18 protein-coding genes and 3 tRNA genes are annotated in these 21027 nt (G+C 62.0%); 9 read left to right on the plus strand and 12 right to left on the minus strand.

Translation table 11 applies throughout. The annotated features are described in order from the left end of the window. Nucleotides 1-280 precede the first annotated feature (280 nt). The 4 genes from csrA to HXS65_RS14585 all read left to right on the plus strand — a co-directional run bounded on the left by csrA (nucleotide 281) and on the right by HXS65_RS14585 (nucleotide 1308). Nucleotides 281-472 carry a carbon storage regulator CsrA gene (gene csrA / locus HXS65_RS14570; RefSeq protein ID WP_043332937.1) on the plus strand — a complete coding sequence of 64 codons (192 nt, stop codon included), beginning with the start codon at nucleotides 281-283 and terminating at the stop codon, nucleotides 470-472. 474 nt (nucleotides 473-946) lie between these two features. Next, nucleotides 947-1039: transfer RNA gene (locus HXS65_RS14575), tRNA-Ser, on the plus strand. 22 nt (nucleotides 1040-1061) lie between these two features. After that, nucleotides 1062-1138, plus strand: a tRNA-Arg gene (locus HXS65_RS14580). 93 nt (nucleotides 1139-1231) lie between these two features. Further along, a tRNA-Arg gene (locus HXS65_RS14585) sits at nucleotides 1232-1308 on the plus strand. Nucleotides 1309-1515: 207 nt separating this feature from the next. Here HXS65_RS14585 and HXS65_RS14590 read toward each other — a convergent pair. After that, nucleotides 1516-2538, minus strand: coding sequence for a tRNA-dihydrouridine synthase (locus HXS65_RS14590; RefSeq protein ID WP_176494286.1), 1023 nt, complete (start codon nucleotides 2536-2538; stop codon nucleotides 1516-1518). A gap of 254 nt (nucleotides 2539-2792) precedes the next feature. Between HXS65_RS14590 and HXS65_RS14595 the strand changes: the two genes are divergently transcribed. From HXS65_RS14595 to HXS65_RS14605, 3 genes are all read left to right on the plus strand, one after another. Further along, on the plus strand, nucleotides 2793-3059 hold the full coding sequence (locus HXS65_RS14595; protein ID WP_084207845.1) for an OadG family protein: 267 nt from the start codon (nucleotides 2793-2795) through the stop codon (nucleotides 3057-3059). 204 nt (nucleotides 3060-3263) lie between these two features. Further along, on the plus strand, nucleotides 3264-5093 hold the full coding sequence (gene oadA / locus HXS65_RS14600) for a sodium-extruding oxaloacetate decarboxylase subunit alpha (protein WP_176494260.1): 1830 nt from the start codon (nucleotides 3264-3266) through the stop codon (nucleotides 5091-5093). 70 nt (nucleotides 5094-5163) lie between these two features. Further along, entirely contained in the window at nucleotides 5164-6483 is a 1320-nt protein-coding gene (locus tag HXS65_RS14605; protein ID WP_077377992.1) for a sodium ion-translocating decarboxylase subunit beta, read from the plus strand. 85 nt (nucleotides 6484-6568) lie between these two features. Here the strand turns inward: HXS65_RS14605 and HXS65_RS14610 are convergent, their stop codons facing one another. The 6 genes from HXS65_RS14610 to HXS65_RS14635 form a co-directional block, all read right to left on the minus strand. Then, entirely contained in the window at nucleotides 6569-7684 is a 1116-nt protein-coding gene (locus HXS65_RS14610; RefSeq protein WP_176494261.1) for a metal-dependent hydrolase, read from the minus strand. A 50-nt stretch (nucleotides 7685-7734) separates the two neighbouring features. Further along, the gene (locus HXS65_RS14615) at nucleotides 7735-8319 is read right to left on the minus strand and encodes a DNA-3-methyladenine glycosylase I (RefSeq protein WP_084207848.1); all 585 of its coding nucleotides are present in this window, start codon (nucleotides 8317-8319) and stop codon (nucleotides 7735-7737) included. Further along, nucleotides 8319-8723: a DoxX family protein gene (locus HXS65_RS14620; RefSeq protein ID WP_077378001.1), complete on the minus strand. Its 405-nt coding sequence runs from the start codon at nucleotides 8721-8723 to the stop codon at nucleotides 8319-8321. The genes HXS65_RS14615 and HXS65_RS14620 overlap by 1 nt, the downstream gene beginning before the upstream one ends. A 48-nt stretch (nucleotides 8724-8771) precedes the next feature. Then, nucleotides 8772-9215 (minus strand): GNAT family N-acetyltransferase, encoded by a 444-nt coding sequence (locus HXS65_RS14625; RefSeq protein WP_205632723.1) that lies wholly within the window; start codon nucleotides 9213-9215, stop codon nucleotides 8772-8774. A 60-nt stretch (nucleotides 9216-9275) separates the two neighbouring features. Further along, nucleotides 9276-9881, minus strand: coding sequence for a glutathione S-transferase family protein (locus tag HXS65_RS14630; RefSeq protein ID WP_077378004.1), 606 nt, complete (start codon nucleotides 9879-9881; stop codon nucleotides 9276-9278). A gap of 131 nt (nucleotides 9882-10012) precedes the next feature. Then, nucleotides 10013-10615 (minus strand): LysE family translocator, encoded by a 603-nt coding sequence (locus tag HXS65_RS14635; RefSeq protein WP_141391943.1) that lies wholly within the window; start codon nucleotides 10613-10615, stop codon nucleotides 10013-10015. A gap of 157 nt (nucleotides 10616-10772) precedes the next feature. On the opposite strand from HXS65_RS14635, the gene HXS65_RS14640 reads away from it, so the two are divergent. Continuing rightward, a complete protein-coding gene (locus HXS65_RS14640; RefSeq protein WP_176494262.1) occupies nucleotides 10773-12224 on the plus strand; it encodes a PLP-dependent aminotransferase family protein in 1452 nt (483 codons plus the stop codon). A gap of 9 nt (nucleotides 12225-12233) precedes the next feature. Here the strand turns inward: HXS65_RS14640 and HXS65_RS14645 are convergent, their stop codons facing one another. The 4 genes from HXS65_RS14645 to HXS65_RS14660 form a co-directional block, all read right to left on the minus strand. Next, nucleotides 12234-13370, minus strand: a complete 1137-nt coding sequence (locus tag HXS65_RS14645; RefSeq protein WP_084207850.1) for a bifunctional transcriptional activator/DNA repair enzyme AdaA — start codon at nucleotides 13368-13370, stop codon at nucleotides 12234-12236. Between the two features lie 93 nt (nucleotides 13371-13463). After that, nucleotides 13464-13988 carry an acyl-CoA thioesterase gene (locus HXS65_RS14650; RefSeq protein ID WP_077378016.1) on the minus strand — a complete coding sequence of 175 codons (525 nt, stop codon included), beginning with the start codon at nucleotides 13986-13988 and terminating at the stop codon, nucleotides 13464-13466. Nucleotides 13989-14250: 262 nt separating this feature from the next. Then, nucleotides 14251-15561, minus strand: coding sequence for a short-chain fatty acid transporter (locus HXS65_RS14655; RefSeq protein WP_077378019.1), 1311 nt, complete (start codon nucleotides 15559-15561; stop codon nucleotides 14251-14253). 169 nt (nucleotides 15562-15730) lie between these two features. Further along, nucleotides 15731-17077: an MATE family efflux transporter gene (locus tag HXS65_RS14660; protein WP_176494263.1), complete on the minus strand. Its 1347-nt coding sequence runs from the start codon at nucleotides 17075-17077 to the stop codon at nucleotides 15731-15733. 242 nt (nucleotides 17078-17319) lie between these two features. Between HXS65_RS14660 and HXS65_RS14665 the strand changes: the two genes are divergently transcribed. Further along, complete coding sequence (locus tag HXS65_RS14665) at nucleotides 17320-17661, plus strand: hypothetical protein (RefSeq protein WP_218015096.1); 342 nt, start codon at nucleotides 17320-17322, stop codon at nucleotides 17659-17661. Between the two features lie 156 nt (nucleotides 17662-17817). On the opposite strand, the gene HXS65_RS14670 is transcribed toward HXS65_RS14665, so the two are convergent. After that, nucleotides 17818-20748: an MASE3 domain-containing protein gene (locus HXS65_RS14670; protein ID WP_176494264.1), complete on the minus strand. Its 2931-nt coding sequence runs from the start codon at nucleotides 20746-20748 to the stop codon at nucleotides 17818-17820. Between the last annotated feature and the right edge of the window lie 279 nt (nucleotides 20749-21027).

Genomic DNA, 21027 nt, shown 5'->3' on the forward strand with positions numbered 1-21027 from the left:
CACTGCATGGAAGTGAGGCCCGGCAAGGAGCGCCAGGGGCCCTGCCTCATGCACCCGATACATTGGCGATCGCACCTTCTGGGGGAGAGCCGGTGTGTCGGGTGCTTTCATTCAACGAGTCATTCAGTTGATATGAAGGGGTGGTGTTGGCCGTCGGAGCATGCATGACGCATAATCTCCAAGCCTCATGCACCTCGGTGGCCGGCTCGTCCCTGCCGGTCGCTGACTTCGAATCCTGTTGCCGTCCCGGCTGTATGAATTACTGACAAGGAGATCAGTCATGCTCATCCTGACCCGTAGAGTAGGTGAAACGCTGATGATTGGTGATGACATCACCGTCACCGTGCTCGGTGTGAAGGGAAATCAGGTGCGAATCGGTGTCAACGCACCCAAGGACGTCGCCGTCCATCGTGAAGAGATCTATCAGCGTATCCAGCGCGAGAAGGAAGACAATGGTGATGCCATCGCCTGATGGCATGTCATGCCCACCAGATGGCTCCGGATACTCTCGAGAGCACCACACGAACGCCAACCACGCTGTCCACCTGGTTGGCGTTCGTGTTTCTGGGATATGGTCTGTGCGGTCCTGGCGGCCTGAGTGACTCGATCCGTTCAGGCTCAGATGCATGCGTCGGAGGCATCAGACAGAGCTGAATGGGCGGCTGAGCGTCAAGTCAGTGTTCCATAAGGAAAAAATTCACTTTTTTCCTGGAAAGGGGGAGACAGACGACTTCTTCTTGGGTATTATTCCCGCTCCCTCGAACGAGACGCGACGACAGGCTAGCCATCGTCATGTTCTGGTTCATGCGGGGAGATTGCTTGGGGGCGCGCAGCCTCGAGCCTGTTGTCGAATGGTGATGAGATGTTCTGCATCGAAGCCAAAAAATCGACACAGGGGCTAGACAAAGCCCAATCAAATGAGTAAGATATGCGCCGTACCTGATGAGGAGAGGTGGCCGAGTGGCTGAAGGCGCTCCCCTGCTAAGGGAGTATAGGGTTTATAGCCCTATCGAGGGTTCGAATCCCTCTCTCTCCGCCATTAGGTACTAATGCAGTAAGATGCGCCCTTAGCTCAGCTGGATAGAGTACCTGACTACGAATCAGGCGGTCGGAGGTTCGAATCCTCCAGGGCGCGCCACTGCAATGCAAGACAGTGTTGGAAAGACACAACACTCGCAAGTCAAGTCCTGAAGACATTTGAAATGCTCAGGCCACAGATTTCAAGGTTTATGCGCCCTTAGCTCAGCTGGATAGAGTACCTGACTACGAATCAGGCGGTCGGAGGTTCGAATCCTCCAGGGCGCGCCAATTGAAAAACCCGCTTCACTGAAGCGGGTTTTTCTTCGTCTGAAGAAAAGTCAGGCATCTGCGATCTCAGCCGGCATGGCCTCGATCCTTGCCTTCATGTCATGTCTGACAGTTCCCCGTTTTCCTTGACTGTGATGTCACGCCTTCGGGCGGACGATCGCTAGGGCGCCCTTTTCGCGAGGGGCGCCTTTTTTTGTTTCGGGCGGATCAGGCGAGGGCGGGCAAGTCGGTGGATTCCGGCATGCGGGTCACCGATGTCAACAGACTCGGCGCCAATGCCAGCGAGGTACCTGCAACCAGACCGGTGAAGAATTCGGCGCGCCCCTTGTGGCGCTTGATGGCCTGGAAGCGACGTTCCGCTTCCTCGTTGCCGCTCTGGCGCATCATGTTCATCCACTGCTTGAGCAGCGGCACCATCACCTTGTCAGGCAGATGGGCGCAGCGTTCGGCGTGGGAGAGCAGCACCTGTGCACGCTGCGTCCAGTCCGTCTCGGGCAGCAACTCCCCGGTCATCTGCCAGTGCTTGATGCGCGCCGCGAGGAAGGGGTCGGCCAGGGCGGCACGCCCCAGCATCACATCGCGACAGCCGGACAGTGAGCGAGCCCGCCAGTAGCAGGGCATGTCCCAGATGTCCCCATTGGCAACGACCGGAATGGAGAGCTCGGACGTGATCTTGCCGATCCATTCCCAGTGCGCTGGCGGACGATAGCCTTCCTGTTTGGTCCGCCCATGCACGACCAGCTGCGTGGCGCCCCCGGCCTGGGCTGCCTGAGCGCATGCCAGTGCCAGGCGACGGTCGTTGAAGCCGAGGCGAATCTTGGCCGTGACGGGTACCCCGGTGCCCTTGAGGGCATCGCGCACGCCCTCCACCGCACGAAAGACGCGGTCCGGCGAGCGCAGCAGGGCTGCGCCTCCGTCGTGACGGTTGACGGTCTTGGCCGGGCAGCCGAAGTTGATGTCGACGCTGGGTGCCCCCAGGCGTGCCGCGACGCGAGCGTTGATGCCCAGCGCCTCGGGGTCGGCACCCAACAGCTGCAATGCGACCGGTGTGTCGTGTCGTGTGCGTGCCGTCCGTGTCGGGGAGGCTTCCAGCAGCTCCGGGCAGATACGCTTGAAGACGCGAGGCGGTAGCTTGACATGCGTCACGCGCACGAATTCCGTCACACACCAGTCATAGCCGCCAAGGCCGGTGAGACATTCGCGCGTGATGTCATCAATCACGCCTTCCATCGGCGCGATGCCGATGCGGCCAGCCCGCGCGAGGGCTTGTGGGGTCAACGATGGTGTCATTGCAATTGCCGTGGAATCAGGCACTTTAAAGCGATCAACAAGCACTGAATGCCGCTGCATGGGGTGTCGACAGTGGCCAGCGACGCAACGGCGTGAACGCTTGGACGTGTCGAGCATCATCGAAGGCATGGGCAATCATCGCTCATGCCGCACCCTGATTGGCGCGATGACGAGAATGACTCGAGGACACTGGCATGCAAGAGAATGATCTGCTCGGTGAAGGCTTGAACCTGATGGTGTTCGGGATGGGGTTCGTGTTCGTGTTTCTAAGTCTGCTGGTAGTCGCCATGATGGCGATGGCCAAGCTGGTGGACCGTTTTGCGCCCGCGCCGCTACCGGCTGCACCGCGCACGACGCGCGCGCCTGTCTCGGCGGCACCTGCAGCAGAGGATGACAGCGAACTGACGGCTGTCATGGCGGCGGCGATTCACCGCTTTCGCCAGGATCATCACAAGCACTGAGATGTCGCGGAAGTCGTCGGTGCTGCTGGTACTCTCGGAGCGCCGGAGCGACACCGCAGCGAGAAAGCGGCGATTCTATCATGAGCCGTCCGGTGGGGAGACCACCTCTCGAGTGCAATATTCTGTGTGGCAGGCGCAGTGAAAGGCAAGCCTGCCGCCACGGCAGAACCCGATATCCACATTATAAAGAACAAGGGATCACTCATGGACAAGCAACCGCTGGGCATCACGGATGTGGTACTGCGCGACGCGCATCAGTCATTGCTGGCCACGCGCATGCGCCTCGATGACATGCTGCCGATCGCCGCCAAGCTGGACGACATCGGCTTCTGGTCGCTGGAGAGCTGGGGCGGCGCGACCTTCGACGCCTGCATCCGCTACCTGGGCGAAGACCCCTGGGCGCGCATTCGTGCCTTGAAGGAAGCGATGCCCAAGACTCAGCAGCAGATGCTGCTGCGCGCCCAGAACCTGCTCGGCTATCGTCATTATGCCGATGACGTGGTGGATGCCTTCGTCAAGCGTGCCGCGACCAGCGGTGTCGATGTCTTCCGTGTCTTCGACGCGATGAATGACCCGCGCAACCTCGAGCGTCCGCTCAAGGCGGTGCTGGATCAGGGCAAGCATGCCCAGGGCACCATCTCCTACACCGTGAGCCCCGTGCACACGCTGGAAATGTGGGTGGAGCTGGCGCAGAAGATCGAGTCCATGGGGGCCCAGTCGCTGGCGATCAAGGACATGGCGGGCCTGCTGACGCCGTATACCGCCTTCGAGCTGGTCTCGCGCCTCAAGGCGAGCCTGTCGATCCCGATCCACATGCAGTGCCATGCCACCACCGGGCTTTCCACCGCCACGGCTCTCAAGGCCATCGAGGCGGGCATCGACAACGTCGACACCTCCATTTCCTCGATGTCGATGACCTACGGCCACAGCCCGACCGAATCGGTCGTCGCGATGCTGGCAGGCACCGAGCGCGATACCGGACTGGACCTCGAGAAGCTCGAGGATATCGCGGCCTACTTCCGCGAAGTGCGCAAGAAATACGCGGCATTCGAGGGCAGTCTGCGCGGCATCGACTCGCGCATTCTGGTCGCCCAGGTGCCGGGTGGCATGCTCACCAACATGGAAGGCCAGCTCAAGGAGCAGGGCGCCGGTGACAAGCTGGATGACGTGCTCGCCGAGATTCCGCGCGTACGCAAGGACCTGGGCTACATCCCGCTGGTGACCCCAACCTCACAGATCGTCGGCACCCAGTCGGTGATGAACGTGATGATGGGCGAGCGCTACAAGTCGATCTCCAAGGAAGTGCAGGCGTTGCTCAAGGGGGAATATGGCGCGGCGCCGGCACCCTTCGACAGCGAACTTCAGTCCCGCGTGCTGGAAGGCGCCGAGCCGATCACCTGCCGCCCGGCAGACAATCTGACGCCGGAGATGGAGCGTCTGCGTGAGGAGCTCAAAGGCAAGGCCAAGGAGGAAGGTATCGCGCTGGAGAGCGGCGAACGCGAGACCGATGACGTGCTGACCTACGCGCTCTTCCCGCAGATCGGCCTCAAGTTCCTGCGCAACCGTGGCAACCCGGATGCCTTCGAGCCCGCCCCGCAGGCTGTCGATGACAAGGCATCCAAGGCCGCCGCAGCGCCGGTCTCTAGTGCTCCGGCCGTCAGTGCTCAAGGCGCGTCGAGCGGCCCGCAGACCTACACCCTGAACGTCAACGGCAAGCAGTATGTCGTCGAGGTTGCCGAAGGCGGAGACATCACCCAGGTGCAGGCCAGCGAGCCTGCGGCATCGGCTCCGGCAGCCGCGGCACCTGCCGCCCAGGCCGCCTCCGGTGAGCCGGTGAATGCGCCGTTGGCGGGCAACATCTTCAAGGTCAATGTCGCCGTCGGTGACAGCGTGGCGGAAGGAGATGTCGTGATCATTCTCGAGGCCATGAAGATGGAGACCGAGATCCGTGCCCACCAGGCCGGTACCGTCTCCGCGGTGAAGGTCAAGGAAGGCGACAGTGTCAGTGTCGGCGACGTTCTGATCACCCTCTGAGCCGGTGTGTCCGGCCCGTCGGCATGTACGACGGGCCGGTCGGTGATGCTCCTCTGCAAGGCGACACGACATGGACAAGATACTCAACCTCTGGCACGGCTCGGGGCTCTACAACATGAGCTTCGGCCAGCTGGCGATGATCGTCATCGGCCTTGGCCTGCTTTATCTGGCGATCCGCAAGAACTTCGAACCCCTGCTGCTGGTGCCGATCGGCTTCGGCGGCATTCTGGCCAACATTCCGGAAGCCGGACTGGCGCTGTCTGCTGCCGAGCAGGCGGCGCATCTCGGCAAGCCGGAGCTGCTGGCTTCGATGGCCAATCTGCTCAACGTCAACATCGCCAGCCTGCCGCTGGATGAGGCGCGTCACGCGGTGGAGCAGGCACTGCATGGCGAGATTCCCGCAGTGCTCAAGCAGCAGGCCAGCAACATGGCGCTGGATGGTGGCTTCTCCAACGGCATGCTGTACAGCTTCTACAGCGTGGCGATCGCTTCCGGCATCGCGCCGTTGGTGATCTTCATGGGCGTGGGGGCGATGACGGATTTCGGCCCGTTGCTGGCCAACCCCAAGACCCTGTTCCTCGGGGCGGCGGCGCAGTTCGGCATCTTCGCGACGCTGCTGGGCGCGGTGGCGTTGACCTCGATGGGGCTGATGGACTTCAGCCTGCAGCAATCGGCGGCCATCGGCATCATCGGTGGTGCGGACGGCCCGACCTCCATCTACGTCGCCAGTCTGCTGGCACCGGAGCTGCTGGGGGCGATCGCCGTGGCGTCCTACTCCTACATGGCACTGGTGCCGATGATCCAGCCGCCGATCATGCGCGCGCTGACCACCGCCAAGGAACGCAGCCTGGTGATGACGCAGCTGCGTCCGGTCTCCAAGACCGAGAAGATCCTGTTCCCGCTGGTGCTGTTGATCATGGTGGCGATGCTGCTGCCGGACGCCGCACCGCTGCTGGGCATGTTCTGCTTCGGTAACCTGATGCGCGAGTGCGGTGTGGTGGAGCGTCTGTCGGATACCGCCCAGAACGCGCTGATCAACATCACTACCATCTTCCTGGGACTGTCGGTGGGCTCCAAGCTGCAGGCCGACAAGTTTCTGGCGGTGGAGACGCTGGGCATTCTGGCCCTCGGCGTGGTCGCCTTCGGCATCGGCACGGCCTGCGGTGTCTTGATGGCCAAGCTGATGAACAAGGTCTCGAAGACGCCGATCAATCCGCTGATCGGGTCGGCCGGTGTCTCGGCGGTACCGATGGCGGCACGTGTCTCCAACAAGGTCGGGCTTGAGTACAACCCGCACAACTTCCTGCTGATGCATGCGATGGGGCCGAACGTGGCCGGTGTGATCGGCTCGGCGGTGGCCGCTGGGGTGATGATCAAGTACCTCGGCTGATCCTGTCCGCAGTACTGAGACGACAACGCCCGCCATGGCTTCCATGGCGGGCGTTGTCGTCTCTCGGGCCTTCATCAGCGGCGCTTTATCTTGTCTCGGTCGAGGGGCTGGAGGGCGTGGCTGAGACGGTGCGCTGGCCTGGCTGCATGCGGGATGCCGGGTCATGGATGGCTTGCCAGAGGCTCAGCAAGGCAGCGCGATCGACACGCTGACTGGGCAGTCGCTGGCTGTCGTCCAGAGAATGCCATTCACGTGTGCTGGTCTGGCGGGCCAGCGCGAAACGGAAGGGGTGGTAGCCGGGCGAGCCCAGGCGGGTATCGGTCACCGCCAGCAGCGTCTCGCCCTCTGATGTCCGCTCGCGGCTCGCCCGCAGGTAGGGCGCGGCGAACCAGCGCAGACGCTGTCCATCCTCAAGCTTCCCGACCTCGGCATCCAGCGCTGGCTGGCGCGGGAAATCCCGTCGCGCCAGTGCCATCAATTGCTCGTCGGAATCGAAGACACCGACCATCCACTCGTGATCCGCCAGCGGCGTGACCACGCTGACCCGCCATAGCAGGCTGTTGAAGGGCGTGGGCTGCACCATGCGTGGGGCGTCCGTGAACCCCTGACTGGCCAATACCGGCGCCATGCGATGTTCCACCCAGCTCTTGGCGGCCAGCCCCCAGCCAAGATAGAGGCTCGAGAGCATCAGGCCAGTGGCCAGCAATCGTCCTGCGTGGCCGCGTATGGCGACCCACAGGCCGGTGATCAGCAGCGGCAGGGTGTAGAGCGGGTCGATGATGAAGATGCTGGCCAGGCTCACCGGTCGGCTTGGCCATGGCCACAGCAGCTGGGTGCCATAGGTGGTGAAGGCATCCAGCAGCGGGTGCGTGATCAGGCACAGCAGGCAGTAGGCGATCAGGCGGCCACGCCCCAATGGTGCCAGGCGTGGAAGATGGGCGAGCAACCAGCCGAGCAGAATGCCCAGCAGCCCCAGTACCGGCAGGGAATGGCTGAAGCCGCGATGATGGGTGTAATTGGCGACGGCGTCGCCGTAATCGATCATCACGTCGAGATCGGGCAGGGTGCCGAGTGCCGCTCCACCGAGCAATGCATAACGGATGGCAGCGCCGCGTCTTTCGACGGGCAAGTGTCGGATGGCGGGCGCCATGACGGCACCGCCCACGGCGGCTCCGAGGCAGATCTGGGTAAGGGAGTCCATCGGCGGGCTACCTGCGAGAGGGAAGGGGGAGTGAAGAGGACGAGCTGGTGTCAGGCATCCGCATGGATCGCCTCCAGGGCACCCGGCTCGGCCCAGCGCGGGCCGGCGTCCAGCACGCGAGCCTGTACCGGACAGTCGTCACGATGACAGCCCGGCAGATAGCCGCAGCTCATCAGCAGCTCGTTGACGATCTCGGGACCAGTGAAGCGGAAGGTCTTCTTGAACAGCTTGACCCAGGCGGACAAGGGTTGCGGATGATGGGCATCCAGCCATTGGAGAAAGCTGCCGTGCGAGTCCTTCATCTGCAGTACCACGCCCGCGTTGTGGATCACGGCATTGACCTTGAGGCGGTTGCGGATGATGCCGGCATCGCTCAACAGACGCGCGCGCTCTTCATCTCCATAGGCGGCGATACGCGCGATATCGTAATTCTCGTAGGCCTCGCGAAAGGCCTCGCGCTTCTTGAGTACCGTCAGCCAGGAAAGGCCGGCCTGGTTGATCTCCAGCACGAAACGCTCGAACAGTACCCGGTCATCGCTGACCGGGAAGCCGTATTCGTGATCATGATAGGGACCATGAATCGGGTGCTGGGGAGCATTCTCGCAATAGGTGCTGGCAGTGACGACGTCGGCCATCAGTCCTCCTGCACCGCGAAGCGGCCACTGCCGAGAAAGACGACGGCCAGTGCGCTGGCGAGGAAGAAGCCTTGCAGTTCCAATGCCCAGCCACCGGACGATGACAGGCTCAGCAGCTGCCCCATGTGAGCCACCGCAATGGCGAACAGCATGTTGGCGACGACGATCAGGCCGGCGATGCGGGCGTGCACGCCGAGGATGAGCATGATGGGCGCAATGATCTCGCCGATGTAGACCCCATAGGCCACCACGCCTGGAATCCCCATCTTCTCCAGCTCGCCGGCGATCCAGCTCAGCGTGCCGCCATCACCGAGCAGTTTCGAGAGGCCGTGGAACAGCAACAGCAGTCCCAGAGTCAGGCGCAGGATCAACTTGCCGAGGTCGTCATTTTCGAGAAATTGCACGTCAGAGCTCCTTGCTCAGCGAGGGTTGCGGGAAATCAGCGAGAGAGGTCAGGCGTTGGGGTCGTCCACCAGCAGGCGCGAGAAGCGCACGATCTCGGCATTGCGATTCGCCCAGCCCAGACGCTCCCAGAAGCGGTGGGCCTCATGATTGTCATGCAGGGTATCCAGGTGCACCTTGTCGATGCCTTCCTGTGCCAGGGCGTCCAGGCAGCGCTCGACCAATGTTCTCGCGATCCCCTGGCCTCGCATGTCCGGGGCCGTCATCACATGTTGCAGGTAGCCGCGCTTGCCATCATGCCCGGACATGGCACATCCCACCAGCCGCACGCCGGAGAAGGCCAAGTGGCTCATGCCGGGGTTGCGGATCAGATAGCGCTCGACGGCGGCATACTCATCTGCCTTGCGGATCACCACCCCCGGGGTGGCCTCCATCATGTGCATGAAGGCCGAGTGGTCGGCGGGTGTCATGGGGCGATAGGTGACGGGTAGCATCGACGAGCCTGTCATGGAAGGTGAGCCGGTGGTCGCTGGGGCTGCCAGCTGGAGAAGATATCAGTCGCGCGGGATATCGAAATGGCCCGGGCGCGCCGCGACACGTGCCAGCCACGCCTGTATGGCAGGATAATCATCCAGCGCGAAACCGCCTTCATCAGCGACATGCGTATAAGCATAAAGGGAAATGTCGGCGATCGTGAACTGATCCCCTACCAGCCAGTCATGTTCGGCGAGATGATGCTCCATCACCCGCAGGGCACGCTTGCCGCCCTCCTGCTTGGCGGCGTACTCGTCACGGCGTTCCTCGGGCAGGCCGAGGTAGCGATTGATGAAGCGGGCAGTGGCGATGTAGGGCTCATGGCTGTATTGCTCGAAGAACTGCCACTGCAGCACCTTGGCACGCAGGAAGGGGTCACTCGGCAGATAATCGCTGCCATCGGCGAGGTAGTTCAGGATGGCGTTGGACTCTGACAGTGTCTCACCGCGATGCAGCTCCAGCAGCGGGATCTTGCCATTGACGTTGCGGGTCAGGAATTCCGGCGTGCGAGTATCGCCGGCCAGAATGTCGACTTCGATGTAATGGTGATGGCGTTCGAGAAGGTGCAGCAGCAGCTCGACCTTGTAGCAGTTACCGGAGCGGCGATCACCATAGAGCGTCAGCATGGAGGAGCATCCTGTGCAGGCGTGTAAAAAGCGTCCTGACAGTCTAGCGAACATCGCGAGGGAAAACAGTGGTGATGCGAACAGTGTTCGATATCCGTGATGTACTGCCGTCCCTCGCAGGCCAGCGACGATCAGCCCAGGATGAAGATGACGCAGGAGGCCGTCAGTGCCCCCATCACGCGGTTGAAGATCCTCCAGGCGCGCTCGGTATTCAGCAGACGCCCGATGGCGGTGCCGAAGCCTGCCCACAGGGAGATGCAGGGCAGCGCCACCAGTTCCGCGAAGCTCGCCAGCAGGATCGCGTTGAGCCACACCGGCCCGTCTTCCGGGAGAAAGCCCGCCATCAGCGCGATACCCATGACCCAGGCCTTGGGGTTGGCGAACTGGAACAGCGCGGCTGCCAGAAAGCTCATCGGCCGTGCATCCTGTCGGCTCGACAGGTCGGGTGGTGGGGCCATGGCAATCTTCCAGGCCAGATAGAGCAGATAGCCACTCCCCAACACCTTGAGCAGTGTCTGCACGATGGGGTAGCGCTCGAAGACCAGTCCCAGTCCCAGCGCGATGCCGATGAACAGCACCAGGCAGCCGATCATGATGCCGAAGATATGCGGCAGGGTGCGCCAATAGCCATGATTGGCTCCGGAAGCCGTCAGCATGACGTTGTTGGGCCCCGGTGTCAGGGTCATCGACAGCATGTAGAGCGTGGCTGGGGCAAGAAAGGCGAGGGATTCCATGGGTGTCCTTCAGCGTGTGGGGCGTTGGCGTGATGCCGCATTATTGTATGGGTGCAATTGTGATGGATGTCGGCACGTTCCAGCATTTTATGGCTTGTTGGTGCCATGTTTTGAGCATAATCTGATGACAATTACCGTCAACAGGTTTTTTGTCACCATGACAATGTGGATTCCGGCACTTGATCCCACCCTGCCGCGTTACCGTGCGCTGGCGGAGGCCATCCGCCTCGATATCGCCTCAGGCCTGCTCAAGGAGGATGAGCGACTGCCGCCGCAACGCCGACTTGCGGATGCGCTGGGTGTGACGATCGGTACCGTGACACGCGGCTATGCCGAGGCCGAGCGACATGGGTTGGTCAGGGCGCGTGTGGGGAGCGGAACCTACGTCAATGCGCCGGTCAGCGCGGGGCCTGTGCCCGACAGGCACTTCGGACATGCCTTGCATGCCAGGCCATCATTCGGGATCGCGGCGGAGTCGGATGACTCCCTTTCGGCATCCTCTGGTGTGATGGATCTCACCATGAGCCTGCCACCGCCGCATCCGGCGCGGCAGCAGGGGATGGCGGCGGCGCTGACCGCGATCAGCCACTCCCCCGAGGCATTGGTGCGGAGTGTCGAATACCAGAATGAATTCGGGGTGGGCAGTCATCGCCAATTGCTGGCGAGCTGGATGAGCGAGCTCGGCATGCCGGTCGAGCCCGAGGAGCTGATGCTGACGCAGGGAGGGCAGAATGGCATTACTCTCGCGCTGTCGGCCTTGCTGGCCCCCGGAGAGGCGGTGGTCACGGGAGCGCTGACCTACCCCGGACTGATCGCCGCGAGTGCTGAGCGGGGCCTGAAGCTGCTGCGAGTACCGCTGGATGAGGAGGGCATGGATGTCGAGGCTCTGGCGCGGCTGTGTCGCCAGCAGGTGCCCAGGATGGTCTACGTGATGGCCGAGCAGAACAATCCGGGCGCGTCGCAGTTGTCCCACGCACGGCGCGAGGCGCTGGTTGCCCTCGCGCGCCAGCATGATTTCTGGATTCTGGAAGATGGGGTGCAATATCTGCCCAACGAGGAGTGCGGCACGCGGCTCTATCAGATGGCTCCTGAGCGCACCCTGTATGTCTTCAGTACCTCCAAACTGCTGGCTGGCGGTCTGCGTCTGGGCGTATTGCGCGCCCCGGTGGAAGTGCTGTCCCGGATTGGCGCGGTGCTGCGCAGTCACAGCTGGATGGTGGCACCGCTGTTGATGGAAACGGTCTGCGCCTGGCTGACCAGTGGCAATGCGACACAGCTGGTGGACTGGCAGGTGGAGGAGATGCGGGCGCGCCAGCGATTGGCACGTACTCTGCTGGGGGAGTGGACGCTCTCTTCGCGGCCTTCATCGTTCGATCTGTGGCTGGTGCTACCCGAAGGGCAGCGTAGCCAGGCTGTGGTCGAGTCATTGGCTCGGCGCGGGGTACATGTCACCAGTGCCGAGCCTTTCTGTGTCGGCAATGAACCTCCACCACAGGCATTGCGGCTGTGCCTGAGTGCCGCCGAGAGTCGTGAGGTCCTGACGCGGGCCCTGGAGATCGTCCGTGAGGTGCTGCATGCCCCGCCGCCGTTGCGTTGCACGACGCTCTAGCCGCGGGCCTCATGATCTGCCGGAGGATTCGGCCTCCTGAGCCAGCCTTGCCTGCTTGAGTTCCACTCCCCAGCGATAGCCACCGAGACCACCATCGCCACGCACCACGCGGTGGCAGGGCGTCAGCAGGGCGAGGGGGTTGGCACCGCAGGCATTGGCGACGGCGCGGCTGGCAGTGGGTCGCCCCAGAGCTTCAGCCAGTTGCCGGTAGGTCAGGGTCTCGCCGCTCAGGGTGGTATTCAGTTGCTGCCAGACACGCAGCTGAAATGCGGTACCGCGGACATCCAGCGGCAGCTCGATGAAGAGCGCCTGGCTCGTCTGTGGAGTCTCGCAGAGTGCCAGCAGGCGCGCACCGAGCATTGCATGCAGTGATTGCCCTGCCTCGTCGTCGGGTGTCACCTGTTGCCAGTCAGCCTCTGGCAGACGAGCTTCCAGAGCACTCTGCCCAGCATCACGGCTATCCGTCAGCTGGATGGCCACCACTCCACGTTCACTGAGCGCGGCGCTCAGCCAGCAGTGATGCTCGGGCATACCGAAACTGCATGGCCAGTGCATCGCCAATAGTGTCTCGCCACTGCCTCCTTTCGAACGAGCGCTGGGCGTCATGCCGCCGGCGCGTGCATGGGCACGGCTGGTGGAGCGATAGCCTGCCGTGAGGATGGCGTCGGTGACACCGCGCCCTTGTTCGAGCAGATCATGAAAGCGCAGCTGGCGCAGTCCGCTGGCATAGTCGCTGGGCGACAGGCCGAGCCAGGCCTTGAAGCGGCGCTGAAGGTGAGAGCTGCCAAGGCCCGTGAGGATGGCCAGACGGCTCAGTGACGGTGTCGGCCGGCTCTCGGCGACGGCGGCTTCCAGTTGCCGACAGACGGCGATGAGCCAGTGTGGCATGTCGGGGATATCGCGGTTGTCCGAGGATGAATCCGTCTCTGGGTGACAGCGACGGCACGCGCGCAGCCCGGCTGCATGCGCGGCGCGGGTGTCAGGGAAGAACCTGACATTGTCACGCCGTGGAGGCGGTGAGGGACAGCCGATACGGCAGAAGATGCCGGTGGTGATCACGCCATAGCGCAATGACTCACCGGCAATCGACTGGCGAGCCAGCAGGCGTTGCCAGATGGCGTCTTGTGCCGCTCGTGAAGGAGTCATCGTTCGTCTCGCTGTGACGGAGTTCCGCCCAGTATCGCCACGTGGCGACTACCTCGCACTCCGCATCTTGCACTGGCTTTCGAGATCGGTGTCTCAGAATTCCATCGATTCCTGGCGCTTTTCCTCTTCCTCGGCCTGCTTGCGCAGCTTCTTGCGAATCGCGGCCTTATGGAAGCGCAGTTTCTGCTCCTGGGTTTCCAGGTTCAGTGGCGGCACCGGAACCGGATTGCCGTCCGGATCCACCGCGACCATGGTCAGGTAGCAGCTGTTGGTATGACGAATCAGGCGACCCTGGATGGACTCGGCGACGACCTTGATGCCGATTTCCATCGAGGAGCGGCCGACATGATTGACGGAGGCCAGGAAGGTCACCAGCTCGCCGACGTGAATCGGCTGCTTGAAGCGCACCTGGTCCACCGACAGAGTGACGACGTAGCTGCCGCTGTAGCGGCTGGCACAGGCGTAGGCGACTTCATCCAGCTTCTTGAGAATGGCGCCACCGTGCACCTTGCCGCTGAAGTTGGCCATGTCCGGTGTCATCAACTCGGTCATGATCAACTGGTGCTGACCGGGGAGGGCGTCATTGAGGGTGGCCTGATCAGGCTGGGTGTCATTCATGCAGGAATCCTTGATGAGCGAGTCAGGGTCAGAAAGGCTCGAGTGACCCTGGGGACGGGTATCGGAGCGGGATGATTCTTGTCCCTGACAGTCTGAGGGATTCGGCGTCACTTGGCACCCTGTGAGCGGCATATCAGCACTCTCTGAACGACCTGGCCCCCGAAGAATCACTCCCCGGGGGCCAGGTGGCATGACGTTGCGAGGGGCCGGGAGTCGTGGCATTCGAACGTCTCGTCAGAGATATTTCGTCACGGCGACCTTCTCATAGAAGGGTCAGCCCCAGTGAGATGATGATACCGGTCACCAGCAGCTGCACCAGACAGAACCCCATGATGTCCTTGGCCTTCAGGCCCGCGATGGCCAGGACAGGCAGTGCCCAGAAAGGCTGCAGCATGTTGGTCCAGGCATCGCCCCAGGCGACGGCCATCGCGACGCGTGGCAGGTCGGCACCCAATGCCTGGGCGGCAGGAATCATGACCGGTGCCTGAACCGCCCACTGCCCACCACCGGAAGGTACGAACAGATTGACGATACCGGCACTGATGAAGGACCAGAACGGCAGGCTCTCGGCGCTGGCGATCGACACGAATCCCTCGGAGAGGGTAGTCGCCAGTCCGGACTGCACCATGATGGCCATGATGCCGGCATAGAAGGGGAACTGGATGACGATACCGGCGCCGCCCTTGATGGCCTCGTTCAGACTGTCCAGCAGCTTGCGCGGTGTGCCATGCAGCACGATGGCCAGGAACAGGAAGCTGAAGTTGATCACGTTGAGATTCAGGCCACCGCCACGAATCACGAAGTGATCCACCAGCCAGGCGAGGCCGAACAGCCCCACGACCCAGGCGAGGATCGGTGAGTTCTCGAGACGCTCGGCGGGACGAGGCTGGTCGCTGATCTCGGTGGGCTTTTCCTCCAGCAGGGCCGGATCCACGTACACGCTTTCCTTCTCGAAGGGCATCATGGCGCGATTGACCAGCGGCATGATGATCAGCAGCGCCGCGACGATGGCGATATTGAAGAAGGCAAAGATGGTGTCCGAGGTGGGCACGATGCCGATGCTCTCCTCGGTGAAGTGGCCCGCGGTGGCGATGGTCAGCGGAATCGAGCCCGAGATGCCCGCATGCCAGATCACGAAACCTGAGTAGGCGCTGGCGATCAGCAGCCGGTAATCCACCTTGATCATCTTGGCCAGCTGCTTGGCGAATAATGCACCGATCACTAGTCCGAAGCCCCAGTTGATCCAGCTGGCGATCAGCGAGACGAAGGTGACCAGCATGATGGCACTGCCAGGCGTTCTGGCCAGCGAGGCGATGCTGGCCAGGCCCTTCTTCACCGGCGGCGTATTGGCGAGCATGAACCCCGAGATCAATACCAGCAGCATCTGCATGGAGAAGGTCAGCAGATTCCAGAAGCCATCGCCCCAGTAGCGCATTACCTCGGCGGGGGAGCGTTGCTCGATCAGCATGGCGGCTGCGGCCGCGACGACGGTCAACAGCAATACGAAGATATAGGGGTCAGGTAGATAGCGCTCGACCAGCTTGACGGCTGGCCGGGATAGCGATTGCAGCATGTGATGCTCCCTGTGGCTTTTTATCGGTATGGGAGTTGGGTTGGCATGCTCACATTAGTCTATCCGATAGCAGTAGAGTATCGCGCGATGGTCGAGGGGTAGGGCTCCGATGCGCCTGGCGAGCACTTCATCGCTGGATCAACCCAGGGCGTGCTCTGCTCGATAGGGTTCAGCGCCAGTGGTGACGGCGATGATGCAGATAGTAGCCGCCGAGCACGACAGAACGAACGCTGGTAAACAGCAGGAACGCCAGCCACAGGCCATGATTTCCGAAGCTCTCGAGCAGGGGCCACAGTCCGATGAATGCCAGCAGGGAGACCACCAGCGTATTGCGCATTTCACGTGTCGCCGTGGCACCGATGAAGATCCCGTCCAGCAGGTAGCTCCATACGGCCACCAACGGCATGGCGACCATCCAGGGCAGATAGGTGATTGCCAGTTGTCGTACCTCGGGCAGGTCCGTCAGCAGGGCGATCATCTGCGGGCCAAGGAGCCATAGCAGCAGGCTTGCGGCGGCGGCAGTGACCAACGAGAAGCACGTAGCCGCCCTGACGCTGCGAGTGAAGCGCTGCCAGTCTCCCTGTCCCACGGCGCGACCGACCTCGGATTCGGCAGCCTGCGCGAAACCATCGAGCCCGTAGGACGTGATCATCACGAATTGCAGCAGCACGGCATTGGCCGCCAGAGTCTCGTCCCCGAAGCTGGCTCCCTGGGACGTGAAATAGGCCGTGGCGCCCAATAGACACAGGGTGCGCACGAAGAGGTGCTGATTGACGCGGATCAGTACGCTCCAGGCGGACAGTGATAACAGGGCGGCGCGATCACTGTGACCCGGCATGCGGGAGAGTTGACGTGACACCAGCCACAGGCCGGCCGCCAATCCGCAGTAATCCGCGATCACACTGGCCAGGGCCACGCCATCACTGGTCATCCCCAGGCCTGGGACGAAGGCGAGATCCAGCACGATATTGAGCACATTGGTCAGCACCAGGATACCCAGCGTCACCCGTGAATTCCCCAGGCCCAGAAACCAGCCCAGTATCACGTAATTGATCAGTACGGCGGGTGCCGACCACAGGCGAATGCTGGCGTAGTCATGGGCCAGTGCGCGAGTGGTCTCGCTGGCCTCCATCAAGCCCAGGCCCAGCGAAATGAGCGGCGAGCCGAGCAGCATCAGCAGCATGCTGATGGCCAGTGCCAGCAGAATGCCCTGTCCGAGCAGCGTTCGCAGCCGGTCGTGATCGCCACGGCCATGTGCCTGGGCCGTCATGCCGGTCGTGCCCATGCGCAGGAAGCCGAAGCCCCAGTAAAGGAAGCTGAACAGCACCGCGCCCAGCGTGACGGCACCCAGATAGATCGCATCTTCCAGATGCCCGACCACGGCGGTATCCACCAGTCCGAGCAACGGCACCGAGATATTGGAAAGGATGATCGGCCAGGCGAGCTGCCAGAGATGGCGGTCGGTGCGAGCGGCCGATGGAGAAGAGGGGTCGGCTTGTCGTGAAGAATCGGTCATTGGGGATCGTTGCCGTAGTGGGTGATGCTGAATCAGTAAAAGGAGCAGCGCGGGTGACGCGGCGTGAGTCCGTTGGCGTTGACCACAGCATGAGGGTAGAGAGCTGGGCGTATGGCTTTCGGAGCGCTAATCTAGAGAACGTGAGATGGATGACACGGCTTGTCAGGCGCTGGTGGTGCTTGCCCCAGTGTATAGACTCATAACAGGGACGCTTGGAGCGTCCATACGCAAGGGACCTGAGCATGAAATCCATGATTTTTCAGTCGGGCATGTGGCTGCGCAACGGAATCGCGGCTGTGGGCATGACACTGATGCTGGCATCTCCCGCCTATGCCATCGAGTTGCCCAGCGAGCAGGGGGATGATACTCCGAGTGCCGGCATGATGGTGGCTGATGCGCTTGTCGGGCGCCCTCTGCTGTTGGCGACGACGGTCGTGGGGGCAGCGCTGTTTGTCGTTTCGGCTCCGTTCGCGGCCATGGGGCAGAATATCGATGAAACTGCTCGTGTGCTGGTGGCTACACCGGCGCAGGCAACCTTCGCGCGCTGCCTTGGCTGCAAGACGACGCGTGTTGATTGGGACTGACTCCCGCTGGGGGCGACTTGAAGCATCGCCTGTCCAGAGCCATGCAGGAATGTGACAAGACCCCGCACACGACACCGCCGGCCATCATGGCCGGCGGTGTCGTCTTTGAGGTCAGCGGAAAGAGGCTGAACTCGAGCGCTGCAATATCACGAGGCCTCATCTGGGAGAGGACGTGACTCGACGGTCTTCGGTGGGGGGCAGATTGTTGAAGCACAGAACGCGTTGACGGCCCGAGCGCTTGGCCTGATAGAGCGCGTTGTCGGCCATGCTGAACAACGTGTCGGTCGACTGACTGTCGTGGGGAGCATTGGCGACGCCGGCGGAGAAGCTCAGCCCTGTCAGCTGTCCCAGGGTGTCATGCTCGAAACTTTCTTCCCGGAAGGCTTCAAGGATGGCTTCGACGCGTGCGCGTGTCACGGCAGCGCTGGCCCCCGGCATCAGAATGACGAACTCTTCCCCACCATAACGGCAGGCTTCATCCGAGCTGCGCAGCGACTCGCGGATGATGCTGGCGAGGCGAGACAGAACCTGGTCCCCCATCTCATGACCGTAGGTATCGTTGACCTGTTTGAAGTTGTCCAGATCCAGAACTACCAGTGAAAGGGGGTTGCCGATGCTGGCTTCTGCCAGTTTCTGTGGCAGCACTTCATCCAGATGCCGGCGATTGTAGAGTCGAGTGAGGGTGTCCCGACGTGCCTCATGGGCCAGCCCCTGTTTCAGTTGCAGGTCAGCCAGCGCCAGCATGATCAATTGACAGACGTCCTCTGCCAGCGGGCGGAGGTGCTCCTGACTCTCGCTGTCAGAGGGGATCTGCAGCGTGAAGTTGCCGATCACCGTATCCCCGACGCTCAGTGAGTGATTGAGTACGCAGACTTCCGTGGGAGCCGTCCCCCACTGGATATGTGTCTTCTGCTGGTGATCCGCCGGATCTGCCAGCTGCAGCGTGCCCTCGCAGCCGGCGAACAGGCTGGGCAGGCGCACATTGAGCTGGGTCACGATCTCGTCCAGTCGTGAGCAGGTCAGCAGACGTTCCGAAAGATGATGGATCTGGGTGCGGCTTTCCGAGAGGCGTGACAGCTTGAGATTGGCGATCTGGAGGTCTCGTTGCGCGCGTTTGCGATCCGTGATGTCGTGCACGATCGAAAACAGCAGGGTGCGGCCATTGAGGTCAACCGGGCCTGTGAAGATCTCGACGTCACGCAGTTCGCCGTTGGCCAGCTGATGGCTGGCCTCAAAGTGGTTGTCAGTACGGTTGACCACCGAACGGATGCGCTTCGAGAGCGTCTGGCTTGCCAGCACGTTGATGCGTCCCAGGGGCATCCCACACATCTCACCGATGCTGTAGCCGTAGAAATCGGCGGCGACCGGGTTGGCATCGATGATTTCAGCCAGTTCCGGGTCGATCAGCAGCTTGATGGCGTTGCCGGTACTGAAGACTTCCTGGTAGAGCGTCGCGTTCTCCTCCAGCAATTCGATGGCGCGGCGACGGTCCTCGATGTTGTTGACCAGCACCAGGGTGCGATCCTCGCCTTCAAGCGGAGTAAGGGTGACTTCCGCCCAGAACAGATGCCCGCGCGCGGTCTGCATGTGGTATTCGTCCTGGAAGTTGCCGCCCTCGCGCTGGAGCTGCCCCCAGGCACGCTTCAGGCGACTGACTTCCTCGAGGGAGAACAGCCCCCAGAGGGACTGCTGGAAGAGCTCGGCTTCACCTCTGCCCAGCAGGTTGTGCATGGCGGAGTTGGCATCGACGATGGTGCCGCTGCAATCTGCCACGATGATGCCCACGGGGGCCGAATGGTAGATGGAGCGCAGCCGTGCCCGACTGGTGATCAGGCGTTGCTGCTGTTCCTTGATCCAGTCGATATCGCTGTGAGTGCCGATCATGCGCAATGGTCGACCGTCCGGTGAGCGTTCGACGACTCTTCCCTGATCCAGAATCCACTTCCATTCGCCGCTGCGGGTCAGCATGCGATGCTCGTTGCGGTACTCGACGCTGTGCCCCTCGAAGTGTTGCTTGAGGTCTTCCAGCGTCCGCTGCATGTCGTCAGGGTGTATGCGCGATTTCCATTCGTCGAAGCTGCTGCCAATGTCCTCTTCTTCATAGCCCAGCGTCGCTTTCCACTGCGGAGAGTAGAAGACCTGATCGCTGTCCTGCTTCCAGTCCCAGACACCGGCGCCTGAACCTTCCAGCGCGAACTGCCAGCGCTGTTCCGCTTCTGCCAGCGCACTGCTCATGTCCTTGAGTCGCTGGTAGGGGTAGACCAGGCGTGAGGAATAGATGGCGTGGTAGAGCATGCCGTAGGCGGCCACCTTGTACAGGTGCCCCAGGAGATTGAAGACGTCGTGGGCAGTGGCATACAGGGTGAAGCAGAGCTCCGAGAGGCCAGTGGCAAGCGCGGCGACGGCCAGCCAGCTGATGTTGGTGCCCTCGGGCAGACGTCGGGAGCTGAGCAGCAGGATCGCGGCGATCAGGGATCCGATCGCCAGTACCCATTCGTAACCGATCTTCCACGCCGTCAGGCCGCTTCCGGGGATGAAGGTCGCGGGGAGGTAGTCAAGATGATAGAGCCCTACCCAGCTGACCAGCAGGCCAATGACAAGCGTCAAGACGAACGCCAGTGGCAGCCGGCGACGCGTCATCGGGCGTGAGGTGATCAGGCAGGGTGCCAGCAGCGCCACGACGAAGGCCGTCCGCCCCGCCAGCCAGAAGTGGATGGCTTTCTGTACCGACGCATCACTGACGAAGTTCGGCATGCCGTCATAGCTGAAGATATGAATCAGGTCGAAGAAGGCCGAGAGCAGAAAGGCACAGCCCATCACCACGAAGCTGACGGGGACCGTGCTGCGATGGCCCTGGAAGATGGAGATGGCCGCCATCGAGGCGACCAGTACTGCACCGATCTCAAGCAGTGAATGAGGGATGAGGTATTGCGCGACTGACGTGAAGATATCGGGGCGTGGCAGCAGGATCAGCAGCACCATCAAGACCAGCATTCCGGCCAGACCGACCAATCCCGAGGCGGGAAGTGGAGTATGGGCTTTGAAGGCTGGCATTTTCAGGGCTGACGGCAGTTGGCGTGATGACATGTGCATTCCGTGCGCGTGAAGGGCGATCGGTGACTGTATCCCTACAGGATAGAATACTTCTGTTACTGTGTACTAACAGAAATTAACCGATCGTCGCGCTATCCACCATCATATTCTTTATCGCTGATGAAAGTGCGAGGCGCCTGCCTCCCGGTGAGTCGCGCAAGCCGAGCCGTCCTGCACGGTGTCAGCGACTGACCGCTGGCATTGAGACTCGTGCGGTCATCGCACATCGCGAAGCACGCAGGATGGAAGAGGTTGAAAAGAGAGAAGAGAGAA

Origin of the sequence: Cobetia sp. 5-25-4-2 (assembly GCF_013374075.1) — a bacterium.
In the GTDB taxonomy this organism is placed as follows: Bacteria; Pseudomonadota; Gammaproteobacteria; order Pseudomonadales; family Halomonadaceae; genus Cobetia; species Cobetia marina.